Origin of the sequence: Paeniglutamicibacter sp. Y32M11, from assembly GCF_019285735.1 — a bacterium.
Taxonomy (GTDB): Bacteria; Actinomycetota; Actinomycetes; order Actinomycetales; family Micrococcaceae; genus Paeniglutamicibacter.
Genome location: NZ_CP079107.1, coordinates 1,155,219 through 1,180,999, shown reverse-complemented (window position 1 = coordinate 1,180,999; position 25,781 = coordinate 1,155,219). Strand labels below are relative to the sequence as shown.

Below are 25,781 nucleotides of genomic sequence, written 5' to 3'. Positions count from 1 at the left end.
TTAGAGTGGCAGATTGCCAATGCATCCACAACACGATCCAGCATCAGTGAGGCCCGAAAGCTTGCTCGCATGAAACAACGCCCACGTGTCCGCAACGGAGTGCCCGTCCTCCTCGGAACGCAAACGTTGTTCAACATTGGCTTCTACACGGTGGTCCCCTTTCTTGCCCTGGTCCTCACTGAGGACTTCGGATTGGCCGGTACTGCTGTCGGGCTCATCCTTGGCGTGCGCACCTTCGCCCAACAAGGACTGTTTATCGTCGGAGGAACCCTCGCTGACCGTTTCGGCGCTCGGTCGGTCATCCTGGTGGGTTGCGCTGTTCGGGCTCTGGGATTCTTCACCCTGGCGGCATCACTATTCACCGGTTCCCCAATCCTGTGGCTGTTCATTTCCGGCACCCTGCTCACCGGTTTCGGCGGCGCGCTATTTTCCCCTGGACTCAACGTTCTGGTGGCCGCTGTGGAAACGACACGGCGGGACGGCTCGCAGTCGGCTGCGCAACGAGTCACGCTCTTTGCTTGGCTGAGCATCACCGGTGAAATCGGAGCAGTTGTCGGCCCACTCGTCGGCGCGGCGCTCTGGGGTTGGGGCTTTGCCACGGTTGCCGGACTCGGAGCCGCCTTCTTCCTCGGCATTGGTGTGCTGCTCTGGCGAACACTCGGCAATACCCCGCGCCCGGAGACATCCAATGCACGATCCACGGAAACCTCCGGACGGTCGTGGGGCAGCCTTCGGGACCGCCGCTTCATCGCGTTCGCCGGCCTTCATGCCGTGGACCTGCTGGCCTACAACCAGCTGTACCTGGCGATCCCCCTCGAACTCGGACGGGCAGAAGTCGCCACCCAATTCCTTGGGCTGGTCTTCGCCTGGGTCTCAGTCTTAACTCTCGCGCTGCAGTTGCCGATCTCTTGGCTGGCCGCACGCGTGGGCGCACCACGCGCCCTGCGCATGGGCTACATTCTCGGTGCACTGGGTTTTTGCACACTGGGGATAACCGGCATATTTTCAATGGAACAGGGAACAGCTCCCATCACGATCCTTGCGGCGGTGACATTACTTGCGCTGGGGCATATGACGGCTCATTCCACGGCGCTCGGACTCATCCCCCGGATTGCCGGAGCGAGACCGGTAGGTTCCTATTACGGTCTTCTGGCCACCTGCGGCGGCATTGCCGTTCTCCTGGGCAATCTCCTGATCGGAGGGCTTCTGAACGAACCCGCGTCCCCAGGACCCGCCAGCATCCTGCCATGGCTGGTCCTCATCGTTCCTCTGCTGCTTGCGGCATTCTTTGCCCCCGGAATTGTTCGAGGCCTGCTCACAAGGTCCGAAAAGTCCACGGTTCCCACAGAGATTCAATCTCGGTGACGCAAGTCAGGTCCCGCTCGTGTCTGACCAGCAGCGCCGGCCGCGGCCACTTTCTCGGTATCAGCAAAACGCATGCTTTCTGGCGTTGACCTGAAAGTTCGTTGCCTCCGTCATCTTGCTAATCTTTTTCGTGCCATGCGGCCGACCCTCCACCCGCCAACGCACGACGATCCACCATCCGATTGACCGCTTCCCCGAGCGACTTTCATTCCATGACCGCAGTCAGAGTTAGGGTATGCTTACCAAGGCTTTTTGTGATTAAGGGGCCTAATCATCACGTAATCTCAAAGGATCTTCATGAAATTGGGACGCCTCCACACCGCGACTGCGACCGTCTTACTCACCGCTGTACTTGCTTCATGCGGTGCCTCGAACCAGAATCCCGCCGCCACGGCAGCGGTCGACTCCGAGGCTCGTCTGGTCGTTGCCAACTTCCGTGCCCCGGTGTCCAACTGGGCCATGGAGAGCGACGACGCCTACGTGTTGTCCATCGCGGGGTGCCTGGAGACGTTGGCCAGTTATGACCAGGTGGACAAGAAGGTTCAACCCATGCTGGCCGAGTCGTGGAAGCAGACTTCCGCCACCGAGTGGGACTTCAACCTGCGCGACGGCGTGAAGTTCCAAGACGGTACCGCATTTGATGCCAAGGCTGTCGTCAATTCCCTGAACCACGTACTGAAGGCCACCGCACCGGCCCGTGCGGTCAATCCCAAGACCATCTCCAAGGTCAAGGCCGTGGACGCGGACACCGTGCGCATCACGACTCCCGCAGCGGATCCGCTACTGCCCTACCGCATGGCCAGCGTGAATGCCGGAGTTCTGTCTCCGGCGGCCTATACCGCCAAGGGAATCGACCCCTTCGGCCACTGCACCGGCCCGTTCGCCCCGGTGTCCGCCAAAGCCGGCCAGTCACTGACCATGGATCGGAACCCCAGCTACTGGGGCGGCGAGGTGAAGCTGGCCGGAGGCGAGATCCGCTACATCACCGACGGAACCACGCGCTCCACCCAGGTCCAGACCGGGGAATCGGACATTGCGATGTCCATCCCGGCCACCAACATTGCCACGCTGGAAGCCGATCCGTCCGTGGAACTGGCGAAGGCCGATTCCCCTCGCACCGCAACGCTCTACCTGAACAATTCGCGGGCCCCCTTCGAGGACCGGCAGCTGCGCCAGGCCGTCACCAAGGCGCTTGACCTGCCGGCCATCGCCGCCAGCGTTTATGAGGGCATTGCGGAGCCGGCCACCGGACCGTTTGCCCCGAGCGAGCCATGGGCCAATGGCGAGTTGGGTGTCCCCACGGTCAACCTGGACGAGGCCAAGGCCCTGGTCCAGAAGTCTGGATATACCCAGGACAAGCCACTGGAAATCATTGCTATCGTCGAGCGCGCCGAGTTCGCCTCGGTTGGCGCGATCATCCAGGAGCAGCTTAAGCAGATCGGGTTGCAGGCCAACGTCGTGACCAAGGCCTACGGCGCGGTGGAACCGGACCTGCTGAAGGGCAACTACGACATGGTGCTCAGCCAGCGCAACCGGATGATCGACATTGCCGATCCCATTGGCTTCCTGCAGGCCGACTACACCTGCGCCGGCGGATACAACCTGAGCCACTACTGCAACAATGACTTTGACGCCCTGGTCACCCAGGCCGCCGGCGAGTCCGACGCAGCCGCTCGCCACACCCTCTACCGCCAGGCCGGCGACATCCTGGCTACCGATGCGGTCAACGTCTGGCTGGTCAACGAGCAGGCCATCGACGCCGTGGGCGAATCGGTGCAGGGCTACGTGCAGGATCCACTGACACGCTATGTCTTCACCAAGGACCTGGCAAAGACCAAGTAACGTGCCTGTCCTGACAATACTGCTGCGCCGGCTCATTGGGCTCGGCGCAGCAGTCCTGCTCTCCTCCTTCGCCGTTTTCCTGGTGCCCTTTGTTGCCCCCGGGGACCCGGTGCGCAACTTGCTGCGTGCCAGGATGGACGCCGGCGTGGCGGATGAACAGACGGTTCAGGCTTATGCCGAGCAATTCGGCTTGCATGACCCCCTGTTGGTGCAGTTCGGGCGCTGGCTGGCCCGCTTCTTCACCGGCGACATGGGGATTTCCTATATCAGCGGCACTCCCGTCATCGATCAGGTGTTGCCGGCGATCGGCGTCACGCTGCTGATCGCCGGGATCTCGATCCTCGTGGCCATGGCCGTGTCCATCGTCTTGGGAGTCATTGCCGCGACCCGTGCCGAGCGCTGGCCCGACAAACTCATCACCTCCATCACCCATGCGCTGATCGCCATTCCCGAATACGCCATCGCGCCACTGCTGGTGCTCCTTTTTGCCGTGAAGCTCGCGCTGTTGCCCTCCGCGGGCTTCCATTCGCCCGCCTCCCTGGTGCTTCCGGTCTTTGTGCTGTGCCTGCGCCCCATCAGCTTCTTCACCGTGGCCGTGCGTTCGGGCATCTTGCAGTCGCTGGGCTCCGAGCATGTGCTGGCCGCTCGGGCGCGCGGTCTGAGCCGTACCCGCGCGCTGCTACGCCACGTCATCCCGCACGGTCTGCTTCCGCTGTGGACCATGACCGGCGTCTGGTTTGCCGGGCTGCTGGGTGGTTCGGTGATCATTGAGGTCATCTTCGCCATTCCCGGCATGGGCCGGCTCATCTTCGATGCCATCATCAATGCCGATATCCCGGTGGCTCAGGGCGGCGTGGTCATCGTGGTGATCTGCGCGGTGCTGGTCACCAGCGCCGTGGACCTGGTGCAGCAGTTCAGCGACCCGAACGTACGTGTTGGAGCACGCCATGACTAAGAAATCCCTGTCCTTCGTGTTACTCAGCCCCCCGGCACTCGTGCTCTTGCTGGTACTGGTGCTCACCGTGCTGGCACCCTGGGTCGCCCCCAGTGATCCCAATGCGCAGGATTTAGCCCAGCGTTTGCAGTCTCCGAGCTGGGGACACCTGCTGGGCACCGATTCGCTCGGCCGGGACATCTTAAGCCGAGTCCTGCACGGTGGCCGTTTCTCCCTGTCCGTGGCGCTGCTGACCACGCTGTTTTCGTTGTCAGTGGGCACCGTATTGGGATTGCTCAGCGCCCTGCGCGGCGGCTGGCTGGACGAGTTCTTCCTGCGCGCCAACGACCTCTTGTTGGCTCTGCCGGAAATCGTGGTGGCCCTGTTGGTGATCGCGATCATGGGGCCCGGATTCTCCTCGATGGTGCTGGCCGTCGGTGTGGTGTCCTGGACCCCGACCGCCCGGCTGGTCCGCTCGCTGGCCGTCCAGGTGCTCTCCACCGGATATGTGGAGGCCTCCCGCCACGTGGGCAGTTCGCGCTGGTTTATCCTCCGCCACCATGTGTTGCCATTTCTCGCCGGCCCGGTGCTGGCCCAAACCGCCCTGCGCTTCGGACTGCTGCTGGTACTGCTGGGCTCACTGTCCTACCTAGGCATCGGTGTGCAACCGCCACAGTCGGACTGGGGCTCGATGCTCGCCGAGGCTCAGCCCCACGCCATCCGCTCCCCCTGGGGCCTGATCGCCCCGGGTGCCGCCATCTTCGTGGTCAGCTTCTGCGTGACCTTGGTGGGCAACCGCCTCACCCAGTGGTTCAACGGCCACGATGTGCTTGAGCCCGCCGGACAGGAGCAGGCCCGTGGCTAGTCAATTAGAAGTCAAGGACATGTCGGTCTTCGCCGGAACCAACGTCCTATTGGATGCGATCAGCTGCTCGGTTCGCGCCGGCGAACTGGTCGCGGTGGTGGGCCGTTCGGGCTCCGGCAAAACCATGTTGACCAAGGCCATCATGGGGCTGCTTCCCTCCGGGGTTCAGGCCACCGGCCAGATCCTGCTGGACGGGCAGCGACTGGATACTCTCGGCGAACGCGACATGGACGCGGTGCGCGGTAAGAAGATCGGCATGCTCTTCCAGCAGCCCAAACGAGTCATGAATCCGCGCATGACCGTCCGCGCCCACCTGCTCGAGGCCATGGGGGCCACCGGACTCCGCAAGCCAAAGGATGCTCGAGAGCGCATTGAGTCCCTGCTGCAGGAAGTCGGTTTGTCCCCGGCCGCCGAGATATCCCGGATGCGCCCAGACCAGTTGTCCGGAGGCATGGCCCAACGGGTCATGCTGGCCATCGCCCTGGCCGCGGATCCCGCCTACATCCTGGCCGATGAACCCACCTCTTCCTTAGATTCTATTCTTAAGGCCGAGATCCTGGACCTGCTGCGACGCCGGCAACTCGAACGCGGGCTGGGCATCCTACTCATCACCCACGACATCGCCAGCGTTCAACACATTGCGGACCGGGTCATCGTTATCAGCGACGGTGCCATCGTCGACCAATGCCCGACCTCGGCGATGTTTTCCGCGCCCCGGCACGAGAAGACGCGCGAGCTCATCTCCGCCACGGCGTCCGTGATCAGGGAAGTCCAGGAGATCACCACGCACTGTGTCTTGCGGGCCGATTCCGTGGGCAAGAACTACACCCGCCGCGCCAAGGGCGCAGCGGCGCTGAACCCCACCAGTTTGGCCCTACATGCTGGTGAAGTCCTTGGCGTCGTCGGGCGTTCCGGCTCGGGCAAGAGTACCTTCGCGCGACTGCTTGCCGGTCTGGAACGACCCACCCATGGAAACATCACCGGACTCACGGAAGAGTCACAACCGACCGGAGTACAGATCATTCCGCAGGAACCCTTTGGTTGCTTTGACCCCGCACTCGTTCTGCGCACGAGCCTGATGGCAGCCGTCCACCGGCTCCCGGATGCCGAGACCACTGAGCTCATCGAGGAAGCGGTCGATCGGGTGGGGCTTCCGGCCCGGCTCCTTGACCGCTTGCCAACACAGTGCTCTGGCGGCCAGCTGCAGCGCATGGCCATTGCCCGGGCGCTATTGGTCAAGCCCGACGTGCTGATCTGCGATGAATCAACCTCGGCGTTGGATTCGGTGGCCCAACGTCACATTCTCGATTTGCTGCTGCAACTACGCGAGAACATGGGCATCTCCCTGGTGGTGATTTCCCACGACATGGACGTCATCCGGTATGTCAGCGACCGCGTTGCCGTGTTTTACGCGGGGAACCTCGTCGAGATCAAACCGTTGGCCCAATTCCTTACGGCACCCGAGCACCCACACAGCCAACAGCTGGTCCGGGTGTTGGACAAGGGAAACGGATATTCAGAGCTCGCCCTCGACAAAATTCCGGCCATCTAGTCCGAACCTTCGGTGCGGTGTCGGCGACATCGGTGCCTTCTGACTGGCCGGTCAGGTGTCCCATGGCGCCCTGTGATCGATTTTCACCGAGTGGTAACGGATATGCGGGCTGGCTGACGCCAACACACAACAACAGGCCGCAGGCTTGATAGGCCCAAAGTCACCGGCAAGAAAACGTAGGCTACCGGCGATGGCCAAGTCGCCGTCTAAAGCTGGGATTTCGCAACTGCCGCATGAACGATTTGAGGGATGAAACCGTTTCTCGGTTCCATCCCTCAAATCGTTCGACCGCTTTTTTGGCTTAGCTGCGTGGAAGCGCTCCGGGAAGCGGCGGCACCACCGGCGGCAGCTGGCGCTCCGGACCGTCCTTGCGACGCTGGTTACCGAAATCTTCAATCTTTTCAGTGAATGGTTGCACGTCTCCCGTGCAGAGCTTCCCGACTGCTGGCATTCGCTTGGTCAACAGGTAACTGTCCATGGCATTCGTGACACATTTCGAGGTGCCGTACGCGGTGTGGCCCCAGCTATCACTGCTCAGAAGCCGGCTGTTAGGCATCAACTTCGCGACCTTCTGGGCCCCGGAGTAGTTTGTCGCCGGATCCCAGTAGTTTCCCACCACCAACATCGGGTTCTTGGTCCGGCGCGTGAACGGTCCCTTGTAGGAATCCTCGTCCTTGGCTGTCCATGTAGTGCTGGCACACGGGGCCGAAGCCCAGGTCCACATCTGGCCGAACCCTGGCGCGGTCTTGCTTGCCGCAGCTGCGTAGCGTGTCCAGTTTTCTGCCTTGGCAGGATTCCTTGAATCGGTGCATAGCACCGACTGGAAGACTTCGGGAGAGCTGTCATAGGGGAACGCGAACCCGGTGGCTGCTGCCTTTTTGGCGATATCCTGAGCCGCAGCTTTCTCCTCCACGTCGACGGCACGCATGCTCTTGGCCAGCGCCCTGCGTGCGATCTTCAGTTTGGACTTGGTCGGTTCCTTCGTCGGGGTGGCACTCTTCGGGAACGTGGTTCCCTTCGATATGGCCCTTTCTTGGAGCATCTGCAAAGCATAGGTCAGCTCCCCGTCCACCATCGATGCCCCTTGCGGGTCATACATGTAACTAAGCATGCCCGAGGTCAGTGTGGCTGAGTTCAGCGTGAAATCGTATTCGGGATATTCAGGATCCGTGAACACCAGAGGTGAGCGCTTCAGTTCGGCCATGATCGCACGGTAGAGCGTTTCTGGGTCGCCCTGGCCAGCCAATTGGCAGTAGTCCTTGCCGGCCTTCTTGCAGCGGCTCAGGATTCCGCGCATGGCTTTCTCCGCGCCCTCTCCCGATTTGATGCGTTGGGTCTGCGGAGTGCCAGCGGTGGAGGCGGTTCCAGCCCACGCCACCGGATCAAGCACGCCGTCGATGGCCACAGCACGGACCCGTTCAGGGAACATGTTGGCATACACGGTGCCCAGGTAGCTGCCGTAGGAAAAGCCCAGGTAGGTCAGTTGCTTGTCCCCGACCATGCGACGCAAGACGTCCATGTCGCGGGCCACCTCGGCGGTGGACATCGAGGCCGAGACTGGCTTGCCGGTGGTGGAGCATGCCTTGCCGAAGGCCTTGGAGGATTTTACAAAGGCGCGCATTTCCTTGAGCGTATCCGGATACGGAACGTTCATCCCAGCTAAGGCTGTTTCCTGCCCTCCGAGGTTCTTCCAGCAACGCACATTGTCACTAAAGTTGGTGCCGCGTGGATCGAACCCGACGACATCAAAACGCTCCAAGACACTGGCGCTCAGAAAATCAGGGGCCGAAGCAGCAATCGCAACTCCGGAGCCTCCGGGGCCGCCCGGGTTGACGAACAGGGTTCCGATGCGTTTCTTCTGGTCCTTGGCCTTGATTCGCAACAGCGCGACTTCGGTCTTGGCCCCACCAGGCTTGTCGTAGTCCAAGGGGAGCTCTACCGAAGCACATTGAGCGCCAGGGGCGAAGGGTGTGCAGTTGAACCACTGCGGCTTGGGGGTCTTGAACCCATCGACGCGTTTGCTTTCGGCCTTGCTCGTCGTGTCATGGGTGGTCTTCTTTGCTACCTGTACCGTCGGTGCGGTGGAGGAAAGAATGTGCATGGAGGACGGCACGGCGGCGTTGGCCGGGGAGCTGAGGGCCGTTGTGGCCAGCAGGCCCACCACCGTCAGCATGCCAAAGGCAGCACCTAAACGTTTTTGTACGATGTTAGTTCCTTCAAAAGTAGTTACTCGGCACGGACTCTTGGACGGTTAGGTCGCTTAGCCCTGATTAGAGTATTGAGTATTTGATGGATAAACCGAACATTGTGCGTGTCTCAATCTGGACACATTATTACTTTCCTTTTCTCCACGGGGAGGGTTTTGCGCGGTCCAGTTAGATACGTCTAGTGAATGACTAGTTCCTTAGCAGGGCTTGAAGTCACCGGCCAAATTGATCGTCCGCGAGTACATAGCTTGGACAAACCACCTCATGGCGACGACGTGCTTCGCTCCCTTTAGCGTGGTCTTCTCACATGAGTAAGGCTCGCAACGCTGTGGATTATGCAGTACAACCCGGACGCAGGGATCGGGATTTTTCAGTTCGCCTTTCGGGCACCTGCGGGTCCGTTGGACCAGGAACTGGAGCAGTCTGTTAACCCTGCGGTGAGATCCGCTGGCACGGAATCACACCATCCTTAGCGTGTCCGTCTGGGCAGCACCTCGGTGTCGTCCTCGGCTGGCTCGAACGTAGGACGGCCGATACTTCCCATGGAGATCTGCCACTTGACCTGCTCAAGCTCAACCTTAAGTTGATCAACGGTGGCACGATACTTTTTAAGTTCCCTGTTTCGATTCCTGGCCATGATCATACTGATGACGACAGCGATAAAAGCTAATGCGAACGCCACCAGCAGGGCTAATCCGGACATGGTCAGGAAGTTGAGTGCTATCGGAAGCGCCTGTTTGAAGGCTATGAAGTCATTAACACCGCCAACAACGTCCTGAAGAGCTGAATCCAACGGGAGCAGATACTCCCCCACCACCGGAGTCCCGGCAAACGACGGAGCGGTCAGCGAGGATTCCGCCCCGGCAGACCAGCGGGAATCACCAACAGTGCTCAAGACGTAGATCCCGGCCCCAGCGTTGAGCGCGGCAAAAAACATGACCGAACCAACCACGGTCCAGTGAATGTTTCTCCACCAGATGACACCAAAAACGATCAGTGTTCCTGCCGCGATGCCCCATGTATAGCTGTGCAATTGGTCGAGGCTCAAGCTGCCCAGAAGTTCCATAACGTTCCCCCACTCCTAGCTGCCGGAGCCATTCTTTGCTCCGCACCGAAGCGATCTTATCCCGGGGTTCTTGGTCGTGCGACGAAGGTTACTGCACAGGGCTACGAGCTCAGCACTCGTCAGCGAATCGTATTTATCACCCGCATGACAAGCACTTATGCCGTTCCCGGAACGGCATACACGCACCCCGCAGCTGATCCAGGATCGGCATAAGATCCTCCGCGATCAGCACACAGGCTTAGGTTCCGCAGAAGGTCCGATAGGGGCCGAAGTCTTCCGGGGCCGCGGCGGCATACCGCTCGAAGCCGGGACGCTCATCGAAAGGTGCGCCGACCGCAGCCAAAAGCTTCGAGAACGGCTCCAAGTCGCCGTCGACCGCAGCAGCGAGCGCCTCCTCGACAAGGTGGTTCCGCGGGATGTAGATGGGATTGGTCCGGTCCATCAGCTCTGCATCCGGATCCAGTGCCCGCCAGCGCTGAACCCACGCCTCGAAACCGGCCGGGTTCGCGAACATCAAGCTTGCAGGCTCGGCATCCACACGCGCGGCCGTCCCCAAGCTCCGGAAGAAGGACGTGTAGTCGACGCGGCCTTCTGGCAGGAGGGTGACCAGTTCGTCGGTGAGGGAGGTGGCTACGTCATCGTCGAGACTGCCGGCCAGTCCGAGCTTGGTTTTCATTCCGGCCAACCACTCGGCGCTGTACTTGCTGTGGAAAGCGCCGAGGGATTCCTGTGCCAGGGCAACGGCCTGTTCCTGGTCCTCGTGGAACAGGGGCAGCAGTGCCTCCGCAAGACGGGCGAGGTTCCACTGCGCCACCAGGGGCTGGTTGCCGTAGGCATAGCGCCCGCCCTCGTCGATCGAGCTGTAGACCGTGGCCGGATCAAAAACGTCCATGAAGGCGCACGGCCCGTAGTCGATACCCTCCCCCGATATGGTCATATTGTCGGTGTTCATCACACCGTGGATGAAACCCACCAGCATCCACCGGGCCAGCAGAGATGCCTGGGCCGCGACCACCGATTCGAAGAGCGCGAGATAGGGGTTCTGTGCTTGCGCTGCACCGGGATGGTGACGTGCGATCGCATGGTCGGCCAGGCGACGCAGCAGGTCCTGATTGTCCATGGCCCGCGCATACTGGAAGCTGCCTACCCGCAGATGGCTGCTGGCCACCCGGGTCAGCACGGCCCCAGGAAGCATGGTCTCACGGCGAACCTGCCGTCCCGTCGCCACCACGGCCAGCGAGCGTGTGGTGGGAATGTCCAAGGCGTGCATCGCCTCGCTGATGACGTATTCGCGCAGCATCGGGCCGAGGGTGGCCAGGCCGTCACCGCGGCGGGCAAACGGGGTGCGTCCGGAACCCTTGAGGTGCAGGTCCCGAAGACGACCCTGCGCATCGGCAATCTCGCCGAGCAACAGCGCCCGGCCATCACCCAGACGCGGCGAGTAGGAGCCGAACTGGTGGCCTGCATATCCTTGGGCCACCGGAGTGGCACCATCCGGTAGCGCGGTACCGATCAGCAGCCCCAGTCCCTCTGCGTTGCGCAGGGACGCGGGGTCAAAGCCCAGCTGGGCGGCCAGCGGCTCGTTGAGCACCACCAGCCGCGGATCCGGAGCCGGTTCTGCCTGCCAGGGGGTGGCCAGCTCGGGAAGTTCACGGGCAAATTGGCCGTCCAAAGAGACGGTGGATTGTGCGTCGACACTCATCCTTCAAGACTACCTTCGAGCAGGTGCGGCCGGTTCGGGATGACGTAACCAGGCATCAGGACATTTCGCCGGGGTGCAACGGACATGGGTCGAGAACATGGAGGCATTGGGCGCGATGGACGGCACCGTCCGGAGGTCCAAAGCAAGCCCTGCCCCGTGGACAGGCTCAGTGCCCTCTTGCGAACGCCGAGACCCGGACGGCAGACCGGATCCGGCGTGGCTTCGGGTGGTCACGGGATCGACGTTCAGAGATTTCCGGACCCTTCGATGAAGGCCTTGGCGTGGTCGAGAGCTTTCTTGAAGGCGTCGTTGCGCAAGGTAGTGCGTCTCAGGTTCTCCGATTCAAGGTAATCAGGGATACCCGGGCGCAGCAGCCAAATGTCGCCGGCCGGTGGCAGGTAAAACATCGCGAAGGACCTGCGATTCTCGTCGTGGGTCCATACGGGCACCACTGCCAGTGCGGCACCCGTGTCAATGTTGATCCACTGGGCCCGCGGCATGGGCAGTTCATGGACTTCAGGATCCAAGAAAGGCGCGGTGCCCTCGCCCCAACGTTTCTCGAACCGTTCATGGAAGGCAGGCAGTAGCGGCGAATCGTAGCGACGCCATGCGCTCATCTAAAAACACCTCCTGGGGTGGTTTCATTTGATGCCGTTTTGGGTGATGGATCCGCTCCGGAATCTATAGCGGTGAGAATAGATTTTTTATAGCACCGGAGACAGTCTGGTGCAAGAGAATTTTTTGGGCTTAGGTCCGGAAGGCGATCAACGACCGCCAGTACGGTTCCGGAGGCGGAAAACACGGCCTTGCGCCTAGAACTCTCGCGACACAGCGACGGTTCCGACAACACGGCACCCGCAGACCAGCCCTAAGTTCCGAGGATGCTGTCGAATCACCTTGAGAGCGGAATCCTTGACAAGTAGAGCCCCGGGATGGTCCTCCGTGGGACACGGGATCCATTTGTCCCGGCAGCATTGTTCTTCGCCCTCGCGCATCTGGCACCGAAGGGCAGACGCCCGACGATCGACATTGGACGATTGAGATTGGTGCCGCGGCCGGAACCAGGATGAGAACGGCAATGTACGTTCGGTGACGTGGGCAGGCAATCCCCCAACGGCGCCCCATGATGCGGCAGCACAAACTTTTGGGCAGACTTGGTGACATGGAGAACAGCGACGAAGTCACCACCCAAGAATCAACGGTTGAGGACTGGACGCGGGCGTTGGCGCAGTCCACTGGCTCCCCCGGTGGGGGCGGCGGGGCGGGGCTGATGCTATCCATTGGCGCTGCGCTGACTTCCATGGTGGCCGGCTACACCGAAGCCGAAGGGCACGAGCGCGGGGCACTGGACCGCATTCGGGAACGAGCCCGGTCCCTGCGGAATGACGCTCTTGAATTGGCCGATCGGGATGCATCTGCCTCCCGCGCCTTTGGCGCCGCATTTCGCCTAGAAGCCGGACCGGAACGGGAAGCGGCCATATCCCGGGCATCACTGAATGCTGCCAAGGCATCCGCAGTGCTCGGCAAACGAGCCATGGACGCCGTCGAAGACCTGGCGTGGCTCGCGACCAACGGCAACCCGGCACTTATTGCCGATGTCGTTGTCGCGTTCGGCGCCCTGCGGGCAACGGTGGGCGGTGCGCGCACCAACGTCAGTTTCGACCTCGCCTCGCTAACCTCCGGCGGCAGCACCATGAAGCAGATCCGCGCGGAACATCCCGCCCTCTGGGCGATGGTCGGCGATCTCAACACCGCCATCGAGCGAATCGACGCACTCACCGCCGAAATCGATCGCCGGGCCGCCCCCACCGACGCCGTCTAATCCGGGCCGCGTCGGAAACCGCCATGACCGCTCACCAATAGGACGGGTTCAAGTCGTCGAGCTGAGATGCTGGCGTCGGCGACATCTTCGGCGGCGGCCCTGTCCTTCGACGACTTTGCCGAGATGATCCCCCGGGCCGGATCCGCCTACACCTATGGATACGTGGCTATCGGGGAGATCATTGCCTGGTTCACCGGCTGGGACCTTTTACTGGAATACATCGCCATCGTCGCGGTGGTGGCCATAGGCCTCTCCGGCTGCTCCTCGTCTGACGAACGCGTGGCGCTGCCACACGGGGAAATCTAGGATTCTTCCCTTCCTATGGCCGCAAGCACTCGCTCGTAAAACCGAACAGCCCGCGACATAGAGAATAGGTGGTTCTGCCGCGCGGGAACTTCCGCGTGCGCTGCACTAGGGACCGACTTTTATTCAGCTACGACAAAAGTCACCGTTCCGAGCTCGGAACGGTGACTTTTGAGGTGAGAGGCGTTGAGGTTAGAGCCAGCTCTCGGGGTTGACCCACTGACCATTAACAATGACCTCGAGGTGCAGGTGGGGACCTGTCGAGTTGCCAGTGCTACCGGAAAGCGAAACGACGTCGCCGACGTTGACCTTTTGTCCCACGGAGACTTTCAAGGACGAGTTGTGGTTGTAGCTGGTGTGCAAGCCATTGCCGTGGTCGATTTCCACGCGGTATCCGGAGTGCCCGGCCCATTCGGCCTGCACAACGGTGCCGGCGGCGCTGGCCTTAACGGGCGTTCCCAGGGGAACGGCGTAGTCCAGACCGTTGTGGTTCATGTAGCCGGCCGCGGTTGGGTTCTTGCGGTATCCGAAGCGCGAGGTCAGCCGAATGCTGTCCACCGGCTGGGCCAGTTCTCCAGCAGCTGGGGTTTTGGTGATCTCGCTACCGGCAGCTGTCGTTGTTGTTGCCGAGGAGTCGTCCTTGACGGTGACCTTCTCGGCGGCGGTCGTGACGGGCGCCGGTGCCTCTTTCTTAACTTCGACAAACTTGCTGGTCACCGAGGCGCGGTCGACCGACAGTTTGTCCTTGGCCGGGGCGCTGACATCTGCGACGGATGTATGGGCTACGCGCTGGGGCTCAGCGACAGCTTCCTCGGTTTCCGGGGCGGGGGCGGCGGCGAAGGCCAGGCCGGCCACCGCGGCGACAGCGGCGAGCTTGTAGACCAAGCCGAATCGAGGGCGCTGAGCCCGGGGTGCGGACTTCGGAGCAGTGTTCAGCTTGCCGGCGTCGGCCGACTTTGCCAACGACGCTGGCTGCGCGGTAGCTACGGAATGGATTTCGGTGGCGGCGATGGATGCTGCCTCCGGGGATGCAGCATAGCGCGGTCCCGCCCCAAAGCGACGGCCACCATACTGTGAAGTTTCGATGGTCTCGAGGGAGGTCTGGCTCGCACCTAGTGCGCGTCGGCCGGAACGACTGGATGTGTTCTCGCCGTTTAGTCCGGTGTCCAAGATCTGTTCTAGTGAACCATCGGCAGGCGAAGCGTCAGTGGTGCTGGGCGCACGGCGGTGCCCGGAATTATGCTGCTGAATCAAGTAATTACCTCTCATGTGTCGCCTGCGAAGTTAGCTGTCGGATTCGAGTCATGAGATCAACTCGGCCGAGCCCACCAAGGCGGACTCCGCTTCACCCCGAGTTCCAAGGTCTACGACCTGGAACGGTTGAATGGGTCCTCCGCCCCTACCGGTAATTCTTGACCTGCGATCCGCCGGTAGGGTTGTGCGAACCGGATCGGGATTGGGTTGCCCAAGTGCAACCAGAATCTAAACCCTACGAGGTACAACTAAAAGTTACAATTCCGTTATCTGTCCATGCATCAGACAAACTCTCGGGTCCCGACAACCCTCTGCGGCTTCTGTGCGCCTCTAATTTAAGAGCTAGCATCCATAGATCTTGACGGCCCTTTTCATGGTGACTAGGACCCGGGGCAGATGCCGCAATCATTGGGCTGCACCACCAGGGCCAGTTCCAACTGGATGATTTTGGTTTGGGACTCCCCCGCGACGGCACTCTAAACGTGAGCAACACGACTGAAATCCCGGGGTCGAACACGGTGCGAATGCTCCCCTTCAACGTGGCCAAAATGCTAATAGTGCCCACCACGCTTCGCCACACCACTCCCATTGCCGGTGCTGCACTTGGTCCATCCGACAATACGTCGCAACACCATCACCGGCTTGGATGGATTCTCCACCCCCGAATCACTGCGCCCACGGGTAGCATCCTTCCTTGGTTGGACGGGACTGTCGCCGCCCGCGTCGAGCGATTCGGTGGGTCCCTAGAATTCACGATCGGTTGCTACGCACCGAATGGGGCCGACAGAGTGCAGACTTTAGTGCATGGACAAGATGGCGGGGCCTCAAGTCGCACGAGCGCAGAAGTGGTGGGGCGGCGGTCCGCGCCCCACTCTAGGTAATGACGCAGGCTCCTATGACGAGGCAGTCCGGGCGGTGCGGGCGGGCGAACTCGATGCGGATGCGGCCGCAGGCCAGCTGATCGACAGGATGACCGATCGAGAACTCCTCGGACTGCTCGATGGCGACTCCCCCAGACGGCTGATGCCGATCATCCCGCTTTTGCACGGCCGACGTCCGTTTGTCGCCGGGGCCGTTCCTCGCCTGGGCATCCCGGGAATCCGATTCAGCGATGGTACTCGCGGCGTGGTGATCGGTGATTCCACCGCCTTCCCCGCGGCGATGGCGCGGGCAGCCACCTGGGATCCATTGCTGGAGGAGCGTGTTGGCCAGGTGATCGGCCTGGAAACCAGAGCGCGGGGCGCAAACTACTCCGCATCCATCTGTGTCAACTTACTGCGCCACCCCGCGTGGGGCCGCGCGCAGGAGTGTTACGGGGAGGATCCGGTGCTCACCGGCAGAATGGGCGCGGCCCTGACCCGCGGAGTACGGGTACATGTGATGGCGTGCGTGAAACACTTCGCGCTGAACTCGATGGAAAACGAGCGCTTCGAAGTCGACGTGTCTGTCGACGAACACGCCCTGCACGAGGTGTACTTGCCGCACTTCAAGGCCGTCATCGACGCCGGCGCCGACTCGGTAATGAGCGCCTACAACAAGGTGCGCGGCGAGTACATGGACGTCAATCGCGCCCTGCTCACCGAGGTATTACGAGACGAATGGGGCTTCACTGGGTTTGTGACCAGCGACTGGGTCTTCGGTACCCATGATGCGGTACTCAGCCTCGAGGCGGGGATGGATATCGAGATGCCGTTGCGACTGCTGCGCGCCCGCGCGTTGCCGGGCGCACTGCGCAGCGGTGAGCTGGACCGGGCGACGGTCGAGCGCTCCGCACGCCGTATCTTGAGCACCAGCGTGCGCCATGCCGCAACCCTCGAGGCGGCCAAGCCCAGCGAAAGCGTCATCGCTTCCCCGGCACATCGGGCGCTGGCCCGTCAGGTCGCCACGGAGTCGATCGTGCTGCTCAAAAATGAGCACATCGGTGCGGCACCGCTGTTGCCATTGGCCCCCACCATCAACCACCTAGCGGTGATCGGGCGGCTCGCGACGCACGCGAACCTTGGAGATAACGGCTCCTCACGCGTTAGCCCACCCTCCACGATCTCGCCGCTGCAGGGCCTGCGCGAAGCGTTACCCGGGGTGCGGTTCACCACCGCCTCCGGCCAGAACGTTTCTGCCGCGGCCGCGGCGGCCGCCGGTGCTGACACGGCGATCCTGATCGTCGGGCTGGATCAGCACGATGAGGGCGAGTCGGTGGTCACCGGCGGCGTCGAGGTGGGCGTGCTGGGACGGGCCTTTAATGCCGGTCCGCTGCGACGGATGTTCGTCGCGCTGGCCCACGTGGCTTCGCACTTTGTCCACGGTGGCGATCGCACATCCCTCGATCTGCACGCCAGCGACGAGCGCCTGATCCGCGCTGTCACCGCCGCCAACTCGCGAACCGTCGTGGTGTTGATCGGCGGCAGCACGATCCTGACCCATGGGTGGGACGAAAGTGTTCCGGCACTCCTCCTGGCCTGGTACGGCGGCATGGAGGGCGGACGCGCCCTGGCCAGCGTACTCACCGGGACCGCGGAACCCGGCGGACGCCTACCCTTTGTGCTGCCCACGAACGCCGGGCAGCTGCCACCGTTTGATCCCGCGGCGAAGGCCGTCACCTACGACAACAGCTGGGGACAACGCCGGCTGGACGCTGCTGGAGACACCGCCGCGTTCCCGTTCGGGTTCGGTCTGGGCTACACCACGATCGAACACCTGCTGCTGGAGCACAGCTTCGACGAGACCGGGGGCAGCGCTCAGGTGCTGGTGAGAAACACCGGCGAGCGCGCGGGCTCGAGTGTCGTGCAGCTCTACGCAGCGGATATCTCGCTGCTTAGGCCGGTGGCGCAGCTGCTGGGCTTTGCCAAGGTGACGCTGCAGGCCGGGGAAGAGAAGAGCATCCGAGTCTCTCTGGATGCGGGGCCCACGCTGCAGCGTGATCCGGTAACCCGGCAGTGGTCCCCGCGCGCGGGTGAATGGGCCCTGCTTGCTGCCCAGCACAGCCCCGCCAGCTGGGCGGGCGCTGTTCCGTTACACCGTGCAGCGGGTATAGACGGCTAAAAGGCACCTAGAGCACTCCGTGGGCTCGAGGCCAGGGTGGGTCGCGTCCCGCTCACTGAGGCAGAGTGCGAATCGGTGCCTAGGGCACCTCAATACGCACCGGCAGCTCGTCCTCGCCGCGGAGCATGGCACGGATTAACCGCCGTTCCTCCCACTTCAACGTTATGGACGCTTGATCACGGCGCAGGACCAGGTCCCCGGTCTCGGTCCCATACCGCTTGCGCAGCACCACCAGCTCATCTGCCCGCAGCAGGGCCACGGTGCTGCCCGTCGCCTCCTCATTGAGGCGGACCAGCGAGGAGGGTCCGCGCAGGTCGGTCGCCACGACACGATCCCCGCTCGCTGCCAGGATCGTCTTCTGCGCCGCACGGGACACCACCAGCGGACGCGATGGCCCATCCAGCAGACCACTAAGCACGTCCGCCGCAGCTTCGGGACGGCCGGTCTTGTGCGCCGCCGCCTTCATTCGTTCAAGGCGGCCCGGTTCGCGCAGCACCGAATCGATTTTCCAGCCGATCGTGGCGGCAGAATTACAATGCACTGCAGCCCCCTGCTCCAGCAGGTAGTCACCGTTGCGAATTTCCTGTCCCGGGATCGGATTCACCAGCACCATGGGCAACCCCGCGGCCATGCACTCCGAGGCAGTCAACCCGCCGGGCTTGCCCACAAATAGATCGGCGCTGCGCATCAGTTGCGGCATCTGTGTGGTGAATCCGAGCACCTGGTAGCGATCTGCCACCGGCGCCACCAGCGCCTCAATACGCCGCCGCAGTTCCTCATCGTGTCCGCACACGATCGTGGCTGTGAAGGCGGAGCGCATATGCAGCGTCTGACGCACCACGGCCTCGGCGTAGTCGCCGCCCTTGGCGCCGGCGGAGATCAGCAGCATCGGCGGCCCGCCGCCTTCCCGCGTGGCCGGAAGGTTCGGCTCGGTCGCGATGGGGATTCCCGTTGCGGTGATGCGGTCGGTAGGTAGGCCGAACGCCGTCAGCTCGATTCGCCCCTCCTCCCTGGCGACAAAGAGTTGGTGGAACGCACTGGTCAGCCACAAGCCCTGGAAGTCATAGTCGGTCGTGACCACGGCGGTCTTCGCGTCGATCACACCACGCAGGAGTAAGGTCGCAAGCAACTGGGCCGGCAGGAAGTGTGTACACACGATCGCCGTCGGTCGGAATCGCTTGATCGCACGGATGACCGGAAGTGCGTTGATGCCTGTCCACGGGTCCAGCGGTCCACGGCGCCTAAAGGGCGGGTCGCTGGCGTCATAACCCCACTCGATCAGCCATGGCAGGTCCTCGACTAAGGCGAAGTACCCTTTCGCCAACACGTCACGGTAGAGCGCGCTACTGACCTGGAGCACGTCCAGCACCTGCACCTCGTTGACGTCGGTGCGCACGGAACACGCCTGCTCCACCGCCGCCGCGGCGCTGTTGTGTCCGGATCCCACCCCCGCGGAGAGGATCATGACGCGCTCACCTACGGCCTTGTGGGGGCCACGTTCCGACGTCTTACGCATGAAGAAAGGCTAACGCACGGCTGCGACCCACCCCGGTTCCCGCCCACCTCACGGGGCGCGTCGCTCTCGTCGGTTCTCTGCGAGGGGGCTTCGTCGTGGTTGTGGACGCCAGGGTCCGGCTAGTTGCGGCCGCTCCCCCACATCGGCAGCTGGGCATGGCCGGTGCGGAGCTGCGGTCCCGAACAGATCCCCCGCACGAACTGCGGTTCTACTGCCATCGCTTTACACGGCACGGCGCGGTACCGAACGGTGCCGGTCATTCGCGGTCCAGATGCTTGGTTCCACGCTCACGGTGGTGCCGCGGCCGTCCGGCTCCTTCATAGGGACTCTGTCCAGGACTGGAATTCAGACAAATGCCGCCCATTGTCGCCCGGATGCGCCCCTTGCTCCTGAAGGATCTGACTTGAAGCGGTCCTTCACCGGAATATGCTGAGCCATGGACAATCAGCAAAAGACGTGGCACGCCGAGCACAAGGCCTCACTGACCAAGGGACAACGAGCCGCCGACTATATGCGTAATGGGATGGGTAGCTGGCCGTTTGTGGTGGGCTTTCTTGTCTTCATGATGCTTTGGGCCGTAGTCAATACCTGGGTGCTGTCGCAACGGGCGTGGGATCCCTACCCCTATATTCTGCTGAACCTGTTCTTGTCCATGCTCGCTGGCCTGCAGGGTGCCATTTTGTTGATCGCCGCCAAACGTCAGGACGCCATTGCCGCTGCCATGGCCCAGCACGACTTGGAAACCAATTTGGCGTCAAAAGCCGAGATCGAGCAGCTCAGCGCCATCAATGAGCAGCAGCTGAAGATCCTCAAGGAGTTACTGGCGCTGGGTGCGCTCAAGAGTTCCGAGACCCCAGCTCGGGGAGGGAGCTGAGGCCTGGGGCCTGGAGCCTGGAGCCCACAGCTACCGCGAACCTCGGTACTTCTTGCGTCGGGAAGTCCACACAAGGTAGGTAGCCAGAGATCCAGCCGCACCAAGACCAGCACCCATGAGCGGATTTTGCCAAGTCTGCAGTCGCTCCCGGTCCGCCGCCGTCAGTTCTCCGATTCCCCGAATGAAGGCAGCGGCAATCATGCCGGCCACCAGCCGGTTCCCGATGCGTTCCACTCGTCCCACCAAGGGCTCCAGCTCCTCAGCGCGCAGGTGCACTTCAACTCCGCCATCGATGTTCTCGAAAAGGGTGCGTAGCTTCTCGGGCAGGATCATGCCCAACTCAGCGGCTTCCAATCCTGCCTTACCCAGCCGCTCGGCAAGGTTCCGGGGGCTAAACTTCTCTTGCGCCAGGGTCTTGGCATAGGGACGAAGAATCTCACCGAGATTGAACTCTGGGTTCAACCGGACCCCCATGCCCTCGGTCATCAAGACCATCTTGAGCAGCATCGCCATCTCCCGGGGCAGCTGGAGATGATGGTTTCGCAAAATGGCCAGCATCTGGGTAATGAGGGGTGCGATCTGAACCTCGCGGAGTTCGAGGCCTTCATAGAGCTGGATAAAACGGGCCGCGTCTTGCCTCAGCACACCACGGTCCACGGACGGACGGGTCACGGAGATCGTTCGTAGGGCGGAGCTGACCTTGTCCGGATCGTTGCTGGTGAACGCGAAGAGCAGCGTTCCCAACTGGCTACGCAGTTTTTCGTCAATCTCACCGACCATCCCAAAATCAATCAAGGCGATCCTGCCACCGGGCTGAATGAACAGGTTGCCGGGATGCGGATCGGCGTGGAAGAACCCGTCTTCAAAAATCATCTTCGCTGCGGCCCTCGCCGCACGTTCGGCCACCTCGCCCCTGTTGATCCCCGCAAGGTCAAGTGCCTCGATGTTATCTACCTTGATGCCCCTGATCCGTTCCATGGTCAGTACTCTGGACGTGGTGGTCTCCCAGAAGATCTTGGGAATATAAATACTCGGATCTGAACTGAAATTCTTAGCAAAGCGCTCGGCGGAGCGGCCTTCACGTAGATAGTCGAGTTCTGCGCGCAGCGTGGCAGCGAACTCGGTGGCGATCCCCGCCACGTTGTAATCCGCCGCAGCTTCCCAGCGCCTGCTGGCGTGGGCGGCCATATTTTGCAGGATCTCCAGATCCTCATCGATCCGGTTCACGATGCCGGGTCGTCGCACCTTCACCACGATCTCGGTGCCATCAGCCATCGTCGCGGCATGGGCCTGGCCGATCGAGGCGCTGGCCAATGGTTCATCGTCAAACGAGGCGAAGAGCTGTTCGGGGGTGGCTCCGAGTTCCTGTTGGATCAATGAGCGGATCTGTTCAGCGGACACCGGGGGCGCGCCATCTTGGAGCTTGGATAGTTCACTGAGGTAGGCGGCCGGCATAATATCTGACCGGGTGGAGAGCAGTTGGCCGAGTTTGATGAAGGTTGGACCCAGTTCTTCCAACGCCAACCGAAGCCGCACCGGGCTGGTGGGCTCCGCTGTGGGCATCAGTGGATGCCGCGGCAGCCAACGCTCCAGCCCCATGGTGCCGGCCAGGAATCCCAGTCCGTGCCGGGCCAAGATTTCGGCAATCTGGGCAAACCGTTCCAGATGGGTGTTCATGGGCGAGCGCTTCCTTCCCGTGAGTGTTCAGGACCAAGTACTTGGTCCTGGACAGATCGGTCGTGGTCTTGATCCTACGGTGCCCAGATAGAACTCCCTCGCCTCAAGTCTTCGTGCTTGGCATGGGGAGCGAGTCCTCTGCTCTAAGCATGGAAAGTACAGCCAGTACGTTCGCAACTTTTCGGGACGCCCCCTGGGGCCGGGTTTACCGTGATGCAACGTCCAAAGCGGAGGGGATCCTGCCAATGATTGCGGTCGACGAACCCGCCGGAACGAGGATCTCGATGGATGCCATCGTGGGGACCCAAAACCAAAGCTGCGGCCAGGATTCCGATCCGCATGCGCAGGAATAAGTGCTGGCCGAGGTGCCGATTGTGTGGAGTCATGGAAGCGATGAAGCCCGCACCGATCATCGCAACACACGAACTCATGGCAGCACCCTGAACCACCGATCGATACCGGTTTTCAGGGTGCTTTGAGCCTTTCCTTTTATCGCGGGCTTGCTACATTTTGGGCCGTATTATCGGTTCAGGCGCGACTTCAAGCGAGTCTCAAGTTCTGCGAGGAACTGTTCCGTCGTCAACCATTTCTGGTCAGTGCCCATCAACAGCGCCAAGTCCTTGGTCATGAATCCGGCCTCGACGCACTTGATGACGGTGTCTTCGAGGTCCAAGGCAAAGCCGACCACGGCCGGAGTGTTGTCCAGTGTTCCGCGGTGGATCAGGCCGCGGGTCCACGCAAAAATGGAGGCGATGGGGTTGGTGGAGGTGGGTTTGCCTTGCTGGTGCTGACGATAGTGCCGGGTCACGGTCCCATGCGCGGCCTCGGCCTCAACGGTTTTTCCGTCCGGAGTCAGCAGGACGGAGGTCATCAGCCCGAGCGATCCGTAGCCCTGGGCGACGGTGTCGGATTGGACATCCCCATCGTAGTTCTTGCAGGCCCAGACATAGCCGCCTTCCCATTTCATGGCCGATGCGACCATGTCATCGATGAGCCGGTGCTCGTAGGTCAGCCCGTCTTGGTCGAACAATTCCTTGAATTCGGTCTCAAATACTTCTTGGAACAAGTCCTTGAACTGTCCGTCGTAGGCCTTGAGAATGGTGTTCTTGGTGGACAGGTAGACCGGGTAGCGCCGCTTGAGTCCGTAAGCGAACGATGCGCGGGCGAAGTCGCGGATGGAGTCGTTGAAGTTGTACATCCCCATGGCCACACCGCCGCCTTCGGGGTAGGTGATAACGCTTTGGTGGATTTCTTCACCTCCGTCGGATGGGGTGAACGTCATGGTGAGGGTGCCTGGTCCCGGGACCTTAAAGTTGGTCGCCTTATATTGGTCCCCAAAGGCATGGCGGCCGATGATGATGGGTTTGTTCCACCCGGGAACGAGGCGCGGAATCGTTGAGATGATGATCGGTTCGCGGAAGACCACTCCGCCAAGAATATTTCGGATGGTTCCGTTAGAGGACGGCCACATTCGTTTCAGGCCGAATTCCTTCACGCGGGCCTCATCCGGAGTGATGGTTGCGCACTTGATCCCGACGTGGTGCTTCTTGATAGCGTGTGCCGCATCCACCGTGACGCGGTCGTCCGTGGCATCGCGGTTCTGAATGGACAGGTCATAGTACGCCAAATCCATGTCCAGGTAGGGAAGGATCAACTTGTCCTTGATGGCTTTCCAGATGATGCGCGTCATCTCGTCCCCGTCGAGTTCGACGACGGTTCCGATGACTGTGATTTTTGGAATCATGTTTTTCCTGAGTTTCTGGTTCCCCTGGGGAAGTAGCCGCAGGGGCACCGGGTTTTCGCGCGAATGTGGCCTACAGCTTGGACGAGGAGCGCGTGAAGCGCTCGGTGATCCCGTCCAGTTGGGCAGATAATGGTGTTGGCAGGGAATCCCCGAAGCGGGCGTACCACTGCTTGATGCTCTCGATTTCCTGGTCCCATTCATCGGGGTCGACGTCCATCGCGGTGCACAGGTCTTCATTGCTGACACTCAGTGCGGTGGTATCGAGGGCCCCGGGAGCCGGGACATAGCCGATCGGTGTTTCGATGCCGGCAGCGGTGCCTTCGATCCGCTCGATAGCCCATTTGAGGACGCGGGAGTTTTCCCCGAAACCGGGCCAGAGGAACTTCCCCGCGGCGTCTCGGCGGAACCAGTTGACCAGGAAAATCTGCGGCAGCTTTGAGGCAGTCGTCGATGTGCCAACGTCAAGCCAGTGCTGGAGGTAATCACCGGCGTCGTAGCCGATGAACGGCAACATCGCCATCGGGTCGCGGCGGACGACGCCGACCTTGCCTGCTGCAGCCGCGGTCGTTTCGGAGGACAGTGTCGACCCCATGAAGACCCCACTGGTCCAGTCGCGTGACTGAGTGACCAAGGGGATCGTTGTTTTACGTCGGCCACCGAAGAAGATCGCGGAGAGGGGAACTCCCTCGGGGTCCTCATATTCAGCTGCCAGGATCTCCACCTGGCTGATGGGTGTGCAGAACCGCGAATTGGGGTGGGCGGCAGGCTTGCCGCTGGCCGGGGTCCAGTCTTTGCCGGTCCAGTCCCTCAGGTGTTCCGGCGTTTCTTCGGTCATGCCTTCCCACCAGACACCCCCATCGTCGGTGAGCGCAACGTTGGTGAAGATGGTGTTTCCCTTGGTGATGGCATCCATGGCGTTGGGGTTGGTATGCCAACCCGTTCCCGGCGCGACACCAAAAAGGCCCGCTTCGGGGTTGGTTGCCCGTAGCCTGCCGTCTTTTCCCACACGGATCCAGGCGATGTCATCGCCCAGGGTCTCAACCCGCCAGCCTTCGACGGTGGGGTTTAGCAGGGCCAGGTTGGTTTTGCCGCACGCGGACGGGAAGGCTGCGCTAATGAAATGCGACTGCCCTTCGGGGTTGGTGAGCTTAAGAATGAGCATGTGTTCTGCCAGCCAGCCCTCCTGTCTAGCCATCGCCGAGGCGATGCGCAGCGAGTAGCACTTCTTGCCCAGAAGGGCATTGCCGCCGTATCCGGAACCGTAGGACCAGATCGATTTCTCTTCCGGAAAGTGGACTATCCATTTTTCGCGATTGCACGGCCAGCTCACAACTTGCTGTCCAGGATCCAACGGTGCGCCAACGGAATGAAGGGCGGGAACAAAGTCTGCGTTCAACTGGTTCATCTTGGCCAATACGTCGGCCCCGGAACGCGTCATGATGTGCATCGACGCCACGACATAGGCGCTATCGGTGATCTCCACGCCAAACTTCGGATCTTCCGATTCCAAGTGCCCCATGACGAACGGGATGACATACATGGTCCTCCCGCGCATGGAACCGGTGAACAGCTTCCGCAGCTGCTCCTTCATGATGGCCGGGTCCATCCAGTTATTCGTGAACCCGGCATCTCGCTCCTTCTCAGAACAGATGAACGTCTGTTCCTCCACCCGGGCAACGTCGTCCGGGTCGGAAAACGCGGCAAAGGAATGGGGGAACTTTTCTTCCGCAAGCCGTACCAAGGTACCGGCACCGACTAGCTCATCGGTGAGCTCCCGGTACTCGGCTGCTGAACCATCAACCCAATGAATCTTCTCCGGGGCGGTCATGGCGGCAACCTGCTCAACCCATTGCAGCAGGCGGGCGGGGGCATGGGGTGTGAAACCTCGGACTGCGGGTTCTGTGAAGCTGTTCATGAACGTCTTCTTTCTTTCTCGTTTTAGCGCCGGAGTCACTAAGGGTGCTCGGCGACTGAGATATCGCAGGTGCGGCGGTGCGCCAAGGTGCCGTCGTTTCCAGT

At 61.7% G+C, this 25,781-nt stretch carries 17 protein-coding genes, 1 pseudogene and 1 riboswitch; of the genes and pseudogenes, 9 read left to right on the top strand and 9 right to left on the bottom strand.

Annotation, left to right across the window (positions count from 1 at the left end):
- Positions 1-69: 69 nt before the first annotated feature.
- The 5 genes from KUF55_RS05185 (at position 70) to KUF55_RS05165 (ending at position 6,558) form a co-directional block, all read left to right on the top strand.
- Complete coding sequence (locus KUF55_RS05185) at positions 70-1,365, top strand: MFS transporter (RefSeq protein WP_218818193.1); 1,296 nt, start codon at positions 70-72, stop codon at positions 1,363-1,365.
- A 297-nt stretch (positions 1,366-1,662) separates the two neighbouring features.
- The gene (locus KUF55_RS05180) at positions 1,663-3,207 is read left to right on the top strand and encodes an ABC transporter substrate-binding protein (RefSeq protein WP_218818192.1); all 1,545 of its coding nucleotides are present in this window, start codon (positions 1,663-1,665) and stop codon (positions 3,205-3,207) included.
- A 1-nt stretch (position 3,208) separates the two neighbouring features.
- Positions 3,209-4,162 (top strand): ABC transporter permease, encoded by a 954-nt coding sequence (locus KUF55_RS05175; RefSeq protein ID WP_255557332.1) that lies wholly within the window; start codon positions 3,209-3,211, stop codon positions 4,160-4,162.
- Entirely contained in the window at positions 4,155-5,006 is an 852-nt protein-coding gene (locus KUF55_RS05170; RefSeq protein ID WP_218818190.1) for an ABC transporter permease, read from the top strand. The genes KUF55_RS05175 and KUF55_RS05170 overlap by 8 nt, the downstream gene beginning before the upstream one ends.
- Positions 4,999-6,558, top strand: coding sequence for an ABC transporter ATP-binding protein (locus KUF55_RS05165; protein ID WP_218818189.1), 1,560 nt, complete (start codon positions 4,999-5,001; stop codon positions 6,556-6,558). The genes KUF55_RS05170 and KUF55_RS05165 overlap by 8 nt, the downstream gene beginning before the upstream one ends.
- A 301-nt stretch (positions 6,559-6,859) precedes the next feature.
- Here KUF55_RS05165 and KUF55_RS05160 read toward each other — a convergent pair whose 3' ends face one another.
- From KUF55_RS05160 to KUF55_RS05145, 4 genes are all read right to left on the bottom strand, one after another.
- Positions 6,860-8,731, bottom strand: coding sequence for an alpha/beta hydrolase (locus KUF55_RS05160; protein ID WP_255557331.1), 1,872 nt, complete (start codon positions 8,729-8,731; stop codon positions 6,860-6,862).
- A 503-nt stretch (positions 8,732-9,234) separates the two neighbouring features.
- A complete protein-coding gene (locus KUF55_RS05155) occupies positions 9,235-9,831 on the bottom strand; it encodes a hypothetical protein (protein WP_132361536.1) in 597 nt (198 codons plus the stop codon).
- Positions 9,832-10,069: 238 nt separating this feature from the next.
- A complete protein-coding gene (locus KUF55_RS05150; protein ID WP_218818188.1) occupies positions 10,070-11,533 on the bottom strand; it encodes a YdiU family protein in 1,464 nt (487 codons plus the stop codon).
- 245 nt (positions 11,534-11,778) lie between these two features.
- The gene (locus tag KUF55_RS05145) at positions 11,779-12,150 is read right to left on the bottom strand and encodes a hypothetical protein (RefSeq protein ID WP_218818187.1); all 372 of its coding nucleotides are present in this window, start codon (positions 12,148-12,150) and stop codon (positions 11,779-11,781) included.
- Positions 12,151-12,695: 545 nt separating this feature from the next.
- On the opposite strand from KUF55_RS05145, the gene KUF55_RS05140 reads away from it, so the two are divergent.
- Complete coding sequence (locus KUF55_RS05140) at positions 12,696-13,355, top strand: cyclodeaminase/cyclohydrolase family protein (RefSeq protein WP_218818186.1); 660 nt, start codon at positions 12,696-12,698, stop codon at positions 13,353-13,355.
- Positions 13,356-13,436: 81 nt separating this feature from the next.
- Positions 13,437-13,613, top strand: a pseudogene (locus tag KUF55_RS05135) (amino acid permease); the annotation flags it as partial.
- A 237-nt stretch (positions 13,614-13,850) separates the two neighbouring features.
- On the opposite strand, the gene KUF55_RS05130 reads toward KUF55_RS05135, so the two are convergent.
- On the bottom strand, positions 13,851-14,927 hold the full coding sequence (locus KUF55_RS05130; RefSeq protein WP_218818185.1) for a M23 family metallopeptidase: 1,077 nt from the start codon (positions 14,925-14,927) through the stop codon (positions 13,851-13,853).
- Positions 14,916-15,098, bottom strand: a riboswitch (cyclic di-AMP (ydaO/yuaA leader). It overlaps the preceding gene by 12 nt.
- 618 nt (positions 15,099-15,716) lie before the next feature.
- Between KUF55_RS05130 and KUF55_RS05125 the strand changes: the two genes are divergently transcribed.
- Positions 15,717-17,951: a glycoside hydrolase family 3 protein gene (locus tag KUF55_RS05125; RefSeq protein ID WP_255557328.1), complete on the top strand. Its 2,235-nt coding sequence runs from the start codon at positions 15,717-15,719 to the stop codon at positions 17,949-17,951.
- A gap of 79 nt (positions 17,952-18,030) precedes the next feature.
- On the opposite strand, the gene KUF55_RS05120 is transcribed toward KUF55_RS05125, so the two are convergent.
- Positions 18,031-19,467, bottom strand: a complete 1,437-nt coding sequence (locus KUF55_RS05120; RefSeq protein ID WP_255557327.1) for a glycosyltransferase — start codon at positions 19,465-19,467, stop codon at positions 18,031-18,033.
- A 436-nt stretch (positions 19,468-19,903) separates the two neighbouring features.
- On the opposite strand from KUF55_RS05120, the gene KUF55_RS05115 reads away from it, so the two are divergent.
- Positions 19,904-20,341: a DUF1003 domain-containing protein gene (locus KUF55_RS05115; protein WP_068737978.1), complete on the top strand. Its 438-nt coding sequence runs from the start codon at positions 19,904-19,906 to the stop codon at positions 20,339-20,341.
- Positions 20,342-20,371: 30 nt separating this feature from the next.
- On the opposite strand, the gene KUF55_RS05110 is transcribed toward KUF55_RS05115, so the two are convergent.
- The 3 genes from KUF55_RS05110 to KUF55_RS05100 form a co-directional block, all read right to left on the bottom strand.
- Positions 20,372-22,018: an AarF/ABC1/UbiB kinase family protein gene (locus KUF55_RS05110; RefSeq protein ID WP_218818184.1), complete on the bottom strand. Its 1,647-nt coding sequence runs from the start codon at positions 22,016-22,018 to the stop codon at positions 20,372-20,374.
- A 520-nt stretch (positions 22,019-22,538) separates the two neighbouring features.
- Positions 22,539-23,759, bottom strand: coding sequence for an NADP-dependent isocitrate dehydrogenase (locus tag KUF55_RS05105; protein WP_218818703.1), 1,221 nt, complete (start codon positions 23,757-23,759; stop codon positions 22,539-22,541).
- A 73-nt stretch (positions 23,760-23,832) separates the two neighbouring features.
- On the bottom strand, positions 23,833-25,677 hold the full coding sequence (locus tag KUF55_RS05100) for a phosphoenolpyruvate carboxykinase (GTP) (protein WP_218818183.1): 1,845 nt from the start codon (positions 25,675-25,677) through the stop codon (positions 23,833-23,835).
- Between the last annotated feature and the right edge of the window lie 104 nt (positions 25,678-25,781).

What these genes read in the sequence shown, in the direction of transcription:
- KUF55_RS05160 (WP_255557331.1), bottom strand. Translation starts at nt 8,731, where the DNA reads ATGCTGACGGTGGTGGGCCTGCTGGCCACAACGGCCCTCAGCTCCCCG.
- KUF55_RS05130 (WP_218818185.1), bottom strand. Translation starts at nt 14,927, where the DNA reads ATGAGAGGTAATTACTTGATTCAGCAGCATAATTCCGGGCACCGCCGT.
- KUF55_RS05110 (WP_218818184.1), bottom strand. Translation starts at nt 22,018, where the DNA reads ATGAACACCCATCTGGAACGGTTTGCCCAGATTGCCGAAATCTTGGCC.
- KUF55_RS05125 (WP_255557328.1), top strand. Translation starts at nt 15,717, where the DNA reads ATGGACAAGATGGCGGGGCCTCAAGTCGCACGAGCGCAGAAGTGGTGG.
- KUF55_RS05100 (WP_218818183.1), bottom strand. Translation starts at nt 25,677, where the DNA reads ATGAACAGCTTCACAGAACCCGCAGTCCGAGGTTTCACACCCCATGCC.
- KUF55_RS05180 (WP_218818192.1), top strand. Translation starts at nt 1,663, where the DNA reads ATGAAATTGGGACGCCTCCACACCGCGACTGCGACCGTCTTACTCACC.
- KUF55_RS05150 (WP_218818188.1), bottom strand. Translation starts at nt 11,533, where the DNA reads ATGAGTGTCGACGCACAATCCACCGTCTCTTTGGACGGCCAATTTGCC.
- KUF55_RS05185 (WP_218818193.1), top strand. Translation starts at nt 70, where the DNA reads ATGAAACAACGCCCACGTGTCCGCAACGGAGTGCCCGTCCTCCTCGGA.
- KUF55_RS05155 (WP_132361536.1), bottom strand. Translation starts at nt 9,831, where the DNA reads ATGGAACTTCTGGGCAGCTTGAGCCTCGACCAATTGCACAGCTATACA.
- KUF55_RS05120 (WP_255557327.1), bottom strand. Translation starts at nt 19,467, where the DNA reads ATGCGTAAGACGTCGGAACGTGGCCCCCACAAGGCCGTAGGTGAGCGC.
- KUF55_RS05115 (WP_068737978.1), top strand. Translation starts at nt 19,904, where the DNA reads ATGGACAATCAGCAAAAGACGTGGCACGCCGAGCACAAGGCCTCACTG.
- KUF55_RS05170 (WP_218818190.1), top strand. Translation starts at nt 4,155, where the DNA reads ATGACTAAGAAATCCCTGTCCTTCGTGTTACTCAGCCCCCCGGCACTC.
- KUF55_RS05140 (WP_218818186.1), top strand. Translation starts at nt 12,696, where the DNA reads ATGGAGAACAGCGACGAAGTCACCACCCAAGAATCAACGGTTGAGGAC.
- KUF55_RS05145 (WP_218818187.1), bottom strand. Translation starts at nt 12,150, where the DNA reads ATGAGCGCATGGCGTCGCTACGATTCGCCGCTACTGCCTGCCTTCCAT.